At 48.2% G+C, this 12,656-nt stretch carries 8 protein-coding genes; 2 read left to right on the forward strand and 6 right to left on the reverse strand.

Going from position 1 to position 12,656, the window contains the following annotated elements; all coding sequences use genetic code 11:
• The 5 genes from ACXLDX_RS10740 to ACXLDX_RS10760 all read right to left on the reverse strand — a co-directional run.
• Nucleotides 1-2,291 (reverse strand): CoA-binding protein (locus ACXLDX_RS10740; RefSeq protein WP_457577182.1); only part of this gene is annotated, 2,291 nt, incomplete at its 3' end.
• Nucleotides 2,292-2,310: 19 nt separating this feature from the next.
• Nucleotides 2,311-2,898: an indolepyruvate oxidoreductase subunit beta gene (locus ACXLDX_RS10745; protein WP_457577183.1), complete on the reverse strand. Its 588-nt coding sequence runs from the start codon at nucleotides 2,896-2,898 to the stop codon at nucleotides 2,311-2,313.
• A gap of 41 nt (nucleotides 2,899-2,939) precedes the next feature.
• Nucleotides 2,940-4,748 carry an indolepyruvate ferredoxin oxidoreductase subunit alpha gene (iorA, locus tag ACXLDX_RS10750; RefSeq protein WP_457577184.1) on the reverse strand — a complete coding sequence of 603 codons (1,809 nt, stop codon included), beginning with the start codon at nucleotides 4,746-4,748 and terminating at the stop codon, nucleotides 2,940-2,942.
• A gap of 173 nt (nucleotides 4,749-4,921) precedes the next feature.
• Nucleotides 4,922-6,109 carry a pyridoxal phosphate-dependent aminotransferase gene (locus ACXLDX_RS10755; RefSeq protein WP_457577185.1) on the reverse strand — a complete coding sequence of 396 codons (1,188 nt, stop codon included), beginning with the start codon at nucleotides 6,107-6,109 and terminating at the stop codon, nucleotides 4,922-4,924.
• Nucleotides 6,106-7,479, reverse strand: coding sequence for a tryptophanase (locus ACXLDX_RS10760; protein WP_457577186.1), 1,374 nt, complete (start codon nucleotides 7,477-7,479; stop codon nucleotides 6,106-6,108). Before ACXLDX_RS10760 ends, ACXLDX_RS10755 begins: the two co-directional genes overlap by 4 nt.
• Before the next feature lie 289 nt (nucleotides 7,480-7,768).
• Here ACXLDX_RS10760 and ACXLDX_RS10765 point away from each other — a divergent pair, with 289 nt between their 5' ends.
• Together ACXLDX_RS10765 and ACXLDX_RS10770 are read left to right on the forward strand one after the other, a co-directional pair.
• On the forward strand, nucleotides 7,769-8,725 hold the full coding sequence (locus ACXLDX_RS10765) for a hypothetical protein (protein ID WP_457577187.1): 957 nt from the start codon (nucleotides 7,769-7,771) through the stop codon (nucleotides 8,723-8,725).
• A 251-nt stretch (nucleotides 8,726-8,976) separates the two neighbouring features.
• Nucleotides 8,977-9,906 (forward strand): LysR family transcriptional regulator, encoded by a 930-nt coding sequence (locus ACXLDX_RS10770; protein ID WP_457577188.1) that lies wholly within the window; start codon nucleotides 8,977-8,979, stop codon nucleotides 9,904-9,906.
• A 288-nt stretch (nucleotides 9,907-10,194) separates the two neighbouring features.
• Here ACXLDX_RS10770 and ACXLDX_RS10775 read toward each other — a convergent pair.
• Nucleotides 10,195-12,656: helix-turn-helix domain-containing protein (locus ACXLDX_RS10775; RefSeq protein WP_457577189.1), on the reverse strand; the 2,462-nt coding region annotated here is incomplete at its 5' end.

The following is a 12,656-nucleotide window of genomic DNA, read 5'->3' on the forward strand; positions in this document are numbered from 1 at the left end:
TCTTTCAGCCATTCCCTGAGTTCACCGTTCTGTCGGATCATATGGTAACGGATAAATTCATTGAGGCAGAGCATGGCCCGGTTTGCAGTCAGAAAGGTTGGAACCCCGCCCTGGTCCAGGACCTGGCCAAGTTTGTTATATACGGCATCGGCTCCGGGAGAAACACAGACGGATACTGCCACCGGTTTTTTATGTTTATGAACCAGCTCGACAATACGCGCCGCCACATTTTTAGCGTTTGCGGTAATTTCGCTGTCGGTTGTATGGATTACGGCGGAGTGAGGGACGATTGAAACCATCAATGCATCCACGTTTTTATCGGCCAGGATGGTGTCCATACACTTTTCATACATGGCATCATCCGCCATGGGGGTCAGGTCGAGCAGTGGTTCCACCGTCACGAAGGGTGGCAGGATTTCTTTGAGTTTTTCTTCGGTTTTGCGGCTGAACTCTGCAACTTCCAGGCTTCTCAGGTTATCGGCTCCATAGGTTTTTTCATAACCGGCGTTGGCTATGATGGCCACCCGATTCCCCCGTACTTCAAAACCGTTCAGCAGGGCAAATGTTTTGATGAATTCGGTATGGTCAATCATGGTGTCTGCAACCACCAGGCCCGCCTGTTTCATGGCCGCCTTGGCCACCACGTATTCTCCGGCAATGGATGCCGTATGGGATTCGGTGGCCATCCGGCCGGCCTGTGTTCTCCCCGCCTTATAGACGATGACCGGTTTAGGGCATTTACAGCCGCTCCTGAAAAAGCGGGCACCTGCGCCCGGTTTGAATCCTTCAATATAACAGCCGATAACATCCACATTAGGATCAAGACCAAGATAGTCAATGAGATCGGACGGGTCCACATCAAGCTGGTTGCCGTAACTGACAATAACCCTGGGAGAAATGGCATGGCGCAGGTTATGGATTTCCGTCAGGCCCAGGGCGCCGCTCTGGCTCAACACGGCCACGCTCCTGTTGGTGCCCGTATTTTCACTGAATTTGTTCTCCGGAATAAAAAAGGTATTGATATCCGGTCTGTCTCCATTGCCGTTATAGATTATTCCAAGACAGTTGGGCCCCATGAGACGGATATTTTTTTCTCCTGCCAGGGTGAGGAGCCGGTCTTCCAGGTCGAGATTCTGCCCGGTTTCGCTGAATCCACCGGGTATCAGGATGGCGGCCTTGAGGTTTTTTTCGGCGAGATCTTTCAGAACCGTAAGGGTATGGGCGGCGGGGACCGCTATTACGGCCAGATCTATATCGGCTTTGATTTCCGAAGCGGATTGATACATGGTGGTCGGCATGCCGTCGACAGATAATTCTCCACCTTTGGGGTTGATGCAGAAAACCTTCTTTCTTCCTGATTTTAAAAGATTGGAAGCGATGATATTCCCGGGGCTGTTTTTATTGGTGCTGCTCACTCCGGCAATGGCAATGGTGTCGGGATGAAAAAAGGGTTTGAGGGTCGCCGACGATTTTGATTGAGTGCGCATGCGGCATTCCGGTTTTCTGGGTGCAAAGGTGGCGTAGCCGTCAAGGGCAATGAATTTGCCGAACGGATCGAAAACAAAAGGGTTGACTTCAAACTCCTTGAGCACAAATTTACTGGAACCGTGGAAGAAATTGGAAAATGAGGTGGCAAGCCGGCTGAAACCGAGTCCGGCGGAGATGATTTTTGCCACATAATCATCTTTTCCCTCTTCAATATATTTTTCGTGGATTCGGGAAGAGGTGAAGAGAGCCTCAGACCACTGGCGGTCAATGGGAGCAAGCACCAGGTTGGGAGAAGAAAAATTTCTGGCGAAATGTTCCGCGTCACTGCCCCCCTTGGTGAAGGATAAAACAGGACCGAAGGCTTCACTTTCCCGGAAGCTGAGCATGATCTCGTTACCCAGCTCTTTGGAGTAATCGATATACTCCACCAGCAGGATACCTTCCAGCCTGTGGTTCCCGCTTTCAAGTCCGGTTTTCATCCGGGTGAAATTATATTTTAGAAAATCGAGATCCTTGTGGACAATCTTTACCGCTCCCGCTTTCTGTTTATGCGCTATATTGCCGGCTGCTCCTTTTAAGACAATGCGGTCGGAAGAATAACAGGAGAGCAATTCCGGGGTGATTTCATTTTCATTTCTGATCAGTCGGTAGACCGGTATATTTGCTCCTGTAATTTTCAGAATTTCATAGACCTCATGCTCGTACAGCATGTCTCTTCCACCGGTATGGGCAGAGGAAAGAATCCGGTCTATGGCTTCAGTCTTTTTCCTGCCGAGTTGAACCGTCTGTTTTTGATTTCCCATTTTGTTCTCTCGATAGTTATTACAGGCTTCGTCCCGTATCAAAGGCTGTCAGGTTCAATTCCTTGAATCTGGGTGGCACACTGTTTTCAATTACCGTTTTCCATTGTTCGACTGGAAGCTCAAGGTAATTTGAGACTATTCCCAGCAGCAGGGTGTTGACCAGTTTCGGGTTGCCGAGTTCCATGGCTTTTGACAGGGCATCGGTGATAACAGGTTTATCTGTTCTTTCCTCAAGAGTTTGTTCAATATTCTCAGGATAGGCGGCAAGACCGGTGGAAACAATGGGAGGTATGATCTGCTGTCTGCTGGAAACCACCTTTCCCGCCGGTTTGAGATAGGAAATCCATCTCAGGGTTTCCGCAAGTTCAAAAGAGAGCAGGATATCGGCGCTGCCTTCCATAATGGTGGGGGAAGCTATTTTTCTGCCGTATCGGACATGGCTGGTGACCACTCCACCACGTTGGGACATACCATGGATTTCACTTTTTTTGGCATCAAGGCCGCAGCCGACTGCCACATGGGAGAGAATTTCACTGGCCAGGATGACTCCCTGGCCGCCGCAACCGACGATGAGGATGTTTTTTATCTGTGCCGTGGTATTATTCATTGTTTCGGGTTCTCTTATGTTATTTTGATTACGTACAAAACTCAGCCTGCTGTGACTATCGCCCCCGGTTTGCAGACCTGTTCACAGAGGGAGCAGCCGGTGCATAGGGTGGGGTCAATGACGGATCGTTTCAGAGCCGTTTTTCCTTTTTTCCCGCCGCCTGTGATTTCATCACCCAGGGAGATGGCAGGACAGCCGAGTTTCTGGCACATTCCGCAACCGATGCAGTTGTTTCCGTTCACTCTATAGATTTTTTCCGGGGCTTCGCGCAGGATCTGGACACAGGGTCTTTTAGTTATCAGTACAGATGGTCCGCTGAATGACGCCTCTTCCTTCATGGCCTCCAGGGTTTCCTCAAGATTATAGGGGTCGATCACCCTGACCCGTTTTACCCCGAGAGCCGAAACAAGTTTTTCCATATCAATGGCGGTGGTCTGCTCTTCCTGCAGGGTCATGCCGGTTCCCGGGTTCTGCTGGGCGCCGGTCATCGCCGTTATCCTGTTGTCCAGGATGATCACCTTGACGTTACTGTTATTGTATACCACATTGGTCAGACTGTTGATGCCTGTATGAAAAAAAGTGGAATCCCCGATAACGGCAAAGACGGGACGTTTATCCTGTTTGATGTTTTTCTCCATGGCCTTTGCCGTTCCGTGGGCCATGCTGATGGAAGCGCCCATGCAGATGCAGGTTTCAATAGCCATAAGAGGCGGCAGAACTCCCAGGGTGTAGCAACCGATATCCCCGTGAACAATACCTTTTAATTTTTTGATGGCGTAGAATACTCCCCTGTGGCTGCATCCGGCACACATGAGCGGCGGCCTCGGCATGTCTGCCTCTGGAGGCGGTGGTGTAACCGGCGGAACTGCTGTTTCAAGAACCCCGGCCCTGGCAAATCCTTTTGCGACCCTGTCCGCTGAAAGCTCGTCGGTGGCGGGAAAAAATTCCTTTCCCTTCACATCCAGGCCAAGCACGCGGATCTGCTCTTCCAGGTAGGGCTCCAGCTCTTCCACCACAAAAAGACGGGAAACTTCATCTGCGAAGGATCTGATTTTATCCACAGGCAGGGGAAAGGTCATGCCGAGTTTTAAAATTGAGGCGGTCGGCATGGTTTCTTTCACATACTGATAGGAAATACCGGAAGTGATAATACCGATTTTTCGGTCATTGTATTCGATGCGGTTGAGGCTTGTTGTTTCGGAAACTGTCTGCAGTTTTTCCACCCGGTCAAGAACCAGTGGCTGGCGAAGTTTGGCATGGCCGGGCAGCATGACAAATTTTTTCAGATCCCTCTCAAATCCTTCTGGTGTTGAGGAATTTCTCCGGGACGGATCGGGAGGGCCTACCACGCCTTTAGAGTGAGAGATCCGCGTGGTCAGCCTTATCATTGCCGGAGTATCGAAAGTTTCGGAGAGCTCAAAGGCTTTTTTGATCATTTCCCGTGCTTCCTGGCTGTCGCTGGGCTCAAACATTGGGATTTTTGCGAATTTCGCGTAGAACCTGTTATCCTGCTCATTCTGGGAGCTGTGCATGCCGGGATCGTCGGCACAGGCCAGTACAAATCCGCCCTTGATCCCGGTATAGGCAAGGGTCATCAGCGGGTCTGCCGCCACGTTCAGGCCCACATGCTTCATGGTGGTGAGAACCCGTACTCCTGCCATTGATGCGCCGATAGCCACTTCCATTGCCACCTTTTCATTGGGGGCCCATTCTGAATAGACGCCTTCGTATTTTGCCAGGTTCTGCAGGATCTCGGTGGAGGGTGTGCCGGGATAGGCGCTGGCCACGCGTACATCACTTTCGTAGGCTCCCAGAGCTACAGCCTCGTTTCCTGTCAATAATTTCTTCATGGTTTTACTCTCAATTCCTTTTTTTTAAGGGTAGTCTGAAAGCTGTTTTCTCGTTCGATCTCTGCGGCTTGGGAAAATGAAAAAATCCTGACATCTGATAATATGTAAGTTTTTAGATTTCCCTGCTCCTTGACCTCGAACAAAATTATTAATTTTTCTAGATACCCCTGCACTTATGATTTAAATCGTTCCAACACTTTTTTGAATCCCGGCAGTGAGCCGGTAATTGTCGTATCATCCACGCAGAAGGCGATCCGGAAAAAACCGGGGCTGTCAAATGCTCTGCCGGGTACGACTATAATATTTTCTTCCTGCAGGGCTTTGACAAAGAGCATGTCATCACCGCCAGGACATTTGGGAAAGAGATAAAAGGCACCGGGCGGGGTGATAAACTCATATCCGGCTGCTGCCAGGCCTTCACAGAGAAGTTTTCGTTTTCGGGCGTACTCCTCGATGTTTACCCTGGCATGAATGGCAGCGGGCAGAGCTCGCTGCATCAGAGCCGGAGCATTGACAAAACCCAGGGTCCTGTTGGTCAGGGCCATGCCGATCAACACTTCCCGGTGTTCCGACAGCTTCGGGCTGACCGCAATGTAGCCGATTCTTTCACCGGGGATGGAAAGATCCTTGGAAAATGATGTTATGACGATGGATTCTTCGTAACTCGAAAAAATGGAGGGTATCTTCACGTTGTCATAAACAATTCTCCGGTATGGTTCATCTGATACAAGATAGATAGTGTGGCCCACTTCCCGGCTCTTTTCCCTGAGCAGTTTTCCCAGTGCATCAAGACTTTCTTCCGAGTAGATCTGGCCTGTGGGATTATTGGGGGAGTTGATGAGAACTATTTTTGTTTTTTCTCCTATAGCTTCCTCAATTGCCGCAAAATTCAGGGTAAAATCCGAATTGGTTTTAACGGTGACAAGATGTCCGCTGCTGTTGGCCGCATAAAAACCGTATTCAACAAAATATGGGGAGGGGACAATCACCTCATCTCCGGGGTTGAGCAGGGTCTTGAAGGTGACGTTCAAGGCTCCTGCTGCGCCGCAGGTCATGATGATATTGCCTGGCGGCAGATCGTTTATTTCCTGCTGCTCTGCAACGAAGCCGGCTACGGCCCTGCGGGTGGAAGCGTATCCGGTATTGGGCATATATCCGTGAATTCCAGGTTCCGTTGAGCTGGCGGCGGTGATAAGGGCCTTAAGAAATTCGGGGGGAGGGTCCAGGTTGGGGTTGCCGAGACTGAGGTCAAAAACATTTTCGGGACCGTGAATTTTTTTCAGCTCCGCTCCCTTTTCAAACATTTCTCTTATCAGTGATGATCCTGCCAGGGCTTCTTTTATATGGTTCGCAACAGTCATGCTATCTCCTTAAAATGGCAGGTAAAATGTCGTAAATATTTCTGCTGGAAGCTGATTCTGTATCCTGGGATTGCCTCTTTTTTCTTCCATACCGTTTCAATAACCTCAATGAGATAATCCACATGGCTCTGGGTGTAGACCCTGCGCGGGAAGGCCAGGCGGACAAGTTCCAGGGGAGAGGGCTGCTCCCGGCCTGATTCATCAAATGCGCCGAACATAACGCTTCCCAGTTCCACTGAACGGATGCCGCCTTCGAGGTAAAGAGCATTGACCACACCTATTCCCGGGTATTGCAGGGGAGGGATATGGGGCATGAATTTTGCTGCGTCAATAAAAACAGCGTGTCCACCGGCGGGACGAACGATGGGAATGCCCAGCTTGAGAAGGCGGCTGCTCAGATAGTCCATGGTGGCATTCCTGTAGACCTGGTAATCAAGATCAAGTGCCTCCATCAGTCCAACGGCAATAGCTTCCATATCGCGACCGGCAAGGCCGCCATAGGTGGGAAATCCCTCCCGCATGATCAGAAGATTTTTGAACTGTATCGCCCAGTTGTCATCATTGCAGATAAGGAATCCGCCGATATTGGCAAGGCCGTCCTTTTTGCAGCTCATGGTGGCAGCGTCAGCATAACTGAACATTTCCCGGGCAATCTCCAGAAGGGATTTGTTTTCATAACCGGGTTCCCTCTGGCGGATAAAAAAGGCGTTTTCAGCAAAACGGCAGCAGTCAATAACCAGTGGAATGTCGTATGTTTTTAGAACCTCTTTGACCCGGCGGATATTGTCCATGGAAACCGGCTGGCCTCCGCCGGTATTATTGGTAACTGTTATCATGCCGAAGGGAATTTTGCCGCGGTCTGTTTCTTTAAGAAATTTCCGCAGCTTTTCAATATCCATATTGCCTTTGAAAGGGGCTTCCTTTTCTGTCTGATACCCTTCTTTGCAGAGTAGATTGAGTGCAGTGCCTCCGGTAAATTCGATATTTGCCCTGGTGGTGTCAAAGTGGCTGTTATTGGGAATGATATCGCCTTGTTTGATCAGGGCTGTTGCGAGAATGGATTCGGCGGCCCGTCCCTGGTGGGTGGGGAGCACATGAGTAATGCCGGTGATTGCCTGAACAGTCTGTTCAAATTTTTTCCAGGATTTTGAGCCGGCATAGCTTTCATCACCCAGCATCATTGCTGCCCACTGGGCGGTGGACATGGCTCCTGTGCCGCTGTCGGTGAGCAGGTCAATGCAGCAGTCTTCGGCATCAAGCAGAAAGACATTGTTCTTTGCTGCGGTCAGTGCCGTTTTTCTTTCACTTTTCGGGATGATTCTGATGGGTTCAGTGGTTTTGATGCGAAAGGGTTCAATTATGGTTTTCATGATATATTTATTCCCTCAAATAAAGTATCAGTTTTGATGATGTCGCAAATAATTAATTGAAATGCATTCTGTTGTCAATAAAAACAACGATAAAACAAGTATTTAAATATTTTTTATTTGTCCCGTAAAATGTGTTAAAAAAAAGATGAATATATATAATAAAGAAATAATAAATTTTGAAAGATTTTGACTTGCGTTCCGTTATGCGGTACTCATCGGTTGTCGCAGGGATAACAGGAATGATGGGGGTGAGTTTTGTAGGTAATAAGAGCTTTTCAGCACCCTTTTCATGTGGAAAATGAATGGAGGGTTGATGATGGCCAATCGAGGTGTGGGGGATATTGAAAATTTTGAGAGTAAAATCCGTTTTGCTCTAATGGTTGTTTCTCCTGATGTCCTTATTGCAACGGTCAAAAAAACATTTGGAAAAAGTTTGACTTCGGTGACCCTGGAGGCATGGAAATCAGGAAAAAATCGTCCAAGTAAAGGCAAACTGGATTTAGTGGCCAGAGCATTGCGGATTGAAAAAGCTGACTTTTATCTTGACTTTGAAGCATTTGCTGATCTTCTGGCCCGAAGAAATGGCCTCCCCGGTAAATACAGAGAGCTTTATAAAAAGCGAGTAAAGGATCAACTGATTGGGAGTCTGCAGCTCAATGCTTTTGCACGATTTGGAACCACGCTGCTTGAAAGATTGTTTTATAAAATTCAGGGATTATACGTGATGTACAATTATTCTATCAGTAATATTCCCAGAGTGCATATAGCCCTGTGTCATATTAAAAATCTCCGGGCTCCATTTATTGGTCTTACTGTAACAAGCTTGAGGAGTGAGCAGAATCATAATTATACAGGTACATTATTTGCTGTACGTTCGAATTTGCATATTATAATGGAAACCGAGTTTGATCATCATGATGAAGTGGTAATGATAGTGACCAATAATCCTGTCGACACGGCAAGAGAGGTACATTTTCTCAATGGTGTGATTCTTGCCGGCTCTGAGGATTTTGTTTCGCACCCTTCTGCCGCTCGTGTTTTTATGGAAAAATTACCAGGGCGATATACCAGGGAGAGTGCATTGAAGATGTTGTCTTCCATAGACACTGGAAAAATTCCCGATGAATATAAGAGGCTTATTACTAATGATATTTCTCGAGACAGGGACGAATATGTTTTGCGGGCTGAACAGATGAGTGCCGCTTATATGGAGACTTTGAAGAAGGTTTCTCCTGTACCGCGCTGATCTTTTGTCCCGTATGACAGTTTAAATGAGGCTTGATGTCGTATTCCCCGGTTTGTCGTGCTTGTCCTGCTGTTACAGAACGGATATTGCAGTTGAAAAGGAACTGAAGGATTGGTTGGGCTGGATGTAATTATACTGTGAAGCATTTGCCGGTAGCTTGTGTTCTATCGTTGCATCCATGGCTGGAAAGTGATTTTCTGTCATCTGTATTTCCGGCTCACAATGCATTCTTCAAAGTGTAATGAGGAAAAATGGATATTCGACAGCTCGATCTGAATCTCTTGAAAACACTCCATGTTCTGCTCGAGGAAGAAAGTGTCAGCAGGGCTGCTTCAAAATTGTTTTTAAGCCAGTCCGCGGTGAGTCACGCCCTCGGTCGATTGAGAGTATTTTTTAATGATCCTCTTTTGATAAAAGTTCGTAACGGGATGGTGCCGACTGTAAAGGCAGAAGAACTTAAAGTCCCCCTGAACGATATTCTGCTCCAGATTAAAAGCCTGGTGGATGAGGAGAATTTTGATCCGTCAACGGAAAAAATCACTTTTCGCGTTGCGGCAAGTGATTATGGTTCAGGAATTATTTTGCCCAGCCTGGCGGCCAAGATGCTTGAAGAGGCGCCTGACTGTTCCCTTGAATGCGGGCCAATTACGAATCATCTGGAACATGATCTGCATCTGGGTCTGCTGGATATCGCTTTTGGAGGGTATAAACCATTTAAAAATTACAGCCATGAGATACTTTTTCATGATCGGTACGTTGGCGTTGTTCGGTCCGGCCATCCGATTACCTCGGAACACCCTGCCAAAAGTGATCTGGTACGGTGGCCGCATGTGTATATCAGCGCATCCTCCGAGAGTTCAGATAAAGACGAATTGTATAAACTGCTCGGGATAGGTAAGACAGGCAATGTTATAACAGTCAAGGAGCCATATTTCCTGGTTGCGCCCCTCCTGGTTGAGAAGAGCAATCTGATCATTATTATGCCGGAAATGGGTGCAAAACTGATGAGCAGGCTTGTTGATGTCAGACGCATTGAATTACCGGTACCGGAAAAAAGTTTTCCTTTCATTCAGGTCTGGCATCACAGGCGTGATAATGACAAAATGCATCAGTGGTTCAGGAAGAGAGTTAAAGAGGTCTGTCTGCAGACCGATGATTATTTTGTAGCTGATTACGTATGAAACTCAGCCTGTTATTTGTGAGTCTGGGGATTGGGCCTGTTTTATCAGGCGTATTTCAAAAATCACATTAGACTGATTATAAAATGATCTGGACTGACATTTTTTCATCTGAATTTCTTATCAATTGAGATTTCCAGTGATTTTTGACCGTAGGCTAGCCTGATAAAACAGGCCCAATCCACAATTTGCCTGAATTTCATGGGTAATCAAGATAACTTTTGTTATTTAGAAGAAAAATTATAATCAGGGATATTGGCAATAATCATCTGCCATCGAATGTTCACGGATTCAGGTTTTCTGCAGGTGGGCTTGAACGTATCTGATTTCTTCATAGGAGTATTCTTCACCAAGGGCCTCTTTGACTTCACTCAAAAGAGAACTTTCGGTTTTTTTCATGGCGTCGGTGATTATTTGAATTTTTTCAGGGGGCATCAGTTGTTCTATATCGATTTTTCCCAACTCGACGCATTTTGCCAGGTGTCGCTGGATGGTGGTGGGGACAAGTTCTCGCTCTTTTGCTATTTCCTGGATCGTTAAATTTTTTTTGAACAGTTCAAGAGTAAGGTCGATGGTGGTTTTTTTAACGGGTTTGCCTTTCTTTTTTTTGGTTTCGTCGGAATTTCCAGGCCCACCCGATTCCGGAAGAGTGGGTGATTCAATATTGTGTTTTTTACAATAGTCGCTCACCATTGTGAGGATTTCTTCGCCGTACCGTTCCGCCAGTACCTTGCCGATACCCCTGATCCGGAGCAGGGCTTTCCTGGTTTGAGGAAGGTGCATGATGATCTGTACCAGAGTCTTCTGGTGAAGGATCTGAAAGGGGGCAATATTATCTTTTTTCGCCCTGTCCATCCGCCACTGGCGGATGGTCTGGAAAAGTTCCGGATGAGTAATGTCTTCTTCGGTGTAGACCGGGGCCTTGTTTTTCTCCTTTTTCCCATGGAAGTCGAGTTCCGCTTCAGACAGGGCCCGGAGGTATGCCGCCGGTGAAAAAGCATTGCCGCAGACAGTGATCGCGGCTATTTTTATATGGCCTTCCTCCCGGAGCTGCTTATGAGCTTTCCTGAGTCGCTTGCCCAGTTCCCTGTTGTCTGTGTCGATGGAAAGACTGTCAATCGGTGCAAGGAGAAGTGATTGCAGTTTTTCTCCGAAATAATCCGAAGCCTTGCCTGTTCGCTCAAGAATGGCCTGGTCATCTGTCGGCAGGATGTCTTCCCGGAACAGTCCCTGCAGCTGGCGGCGGAAATTTTCCCCCACAGTACAGATTTCTGTAAAACAGTTCTGTCGCAATTTTTCCATGTCCGTGACCCCGACCAGATGAATAATGCTTTCGTTGCCCTTAACAAGGCCTGTGAATCGCCCCAGGAGATAGCGCAGTTTGCCGAAGTCAAAGCATTCCAACAGAAGCCGTTGTTGGTAACGGATTGCGGCACGTTCAAGGAGTTCTCGGTCCGGGCCGTTTTCCCGGCTTTGTCGGGTAAACCCGGCAATAGTCGGGTCGCTTTTGATCGTGGATCTTGAGAGGGGCGAGCTGAGAACCAACCCTTCCAGGGTTCTGCAACGGCTGAGGGCAACATAAACCTGGCCGTGGGCAAAGGCGGCCTGGGCATCAATAATGGCGTGATTAAAAGTGAGTCCCTGGCTTTTGTGAATGGTTATGGCCCATGCCAGTTTCAGGGGATACTGCTCAAATTCGCCGATTCTGTTTTCCTTTATTTCCCCGCTTTCTTCATCGAGTTTATATTCGATGTTTTCCCATGTTTCAGGTGCCACGGTGATGGGGTCGGTATCCCCTGGACATTTGACCAGGATCTCTTTACCGCGGATGTGGAGGATTTTACCGATTTTGCCGTTGAAATAGAGTTTTTCAGGAGAGCTGTCATTGCGGACAAACATGACCTGGGCCCCCTCCTTCAGTTCGAGCAGGGCGGATGTCGGGTAGGTATGTTCAGGGAAATCACCGACTATTTCCGCCTCGAATCTGCGGGCCGGGGAGCTGAGGGAATTGAGCCTTTCCCTGTTAATGTCATCCGCGTTACGGTTATGGGTACAGAGGGTGATGTAGCCTTCTTTTTCCGCCGATGAAATGTCAGGCTGGTATCTCCTGTTTAATTCCTGCAGACTGCTTTCGTCCAGGTTGTTGTCACGGACCCTGTTGAGGAGGTCAATGAATTTTTTGTCCGACTGGCGATAGATATGCTGGAGTTCTATGGTGTGAAATTCCGTCTGCTTCAGGCTGTTACTGCTGAAAAAATAGGGGGATTCGTAATGGGGTGAAAGCAGTCTCCACTCATTTTCCCGGACCACGGGGGCCAGTTGATGGAGATCGCCGATCATGAGCAGCTGTACTCCGCCAAAGGGCAGGTTGGAGCGTCTGTATCTGCGCAGAACGCTGTCCACCCCGTCCAGCATATCTGAACGCACCATACTGATCTCGTCGATGACCAGCAGATCAAGGCTTTTTATGATATTGACTTTTTCCTTTCTGAACCGGCGGCGACTGGACTGGGAGAAAGCTTCACTTCCGGGAACAAAGGGGCCGAATGGCAACTGAAAGAAGGAGTGGAGGGTCACACCGCCGGCGTTGATGGCGGCCACACCGGTCGGGGCTGTGACAACCATGCGTTTCGGGCTTTTTTTTCTCAGGTTTTTCAGAAAAGTTGTTTTTCCGGTACCGGCCTTGCCTGTGAGAAAAATACTCTGGTCTGTGGAGGCAAGGAATTCGCCCGCGAGTTCGAGTTCAGGGTTGC

The organism is Desulfomarina sp., from assembly GCF_054039375.1.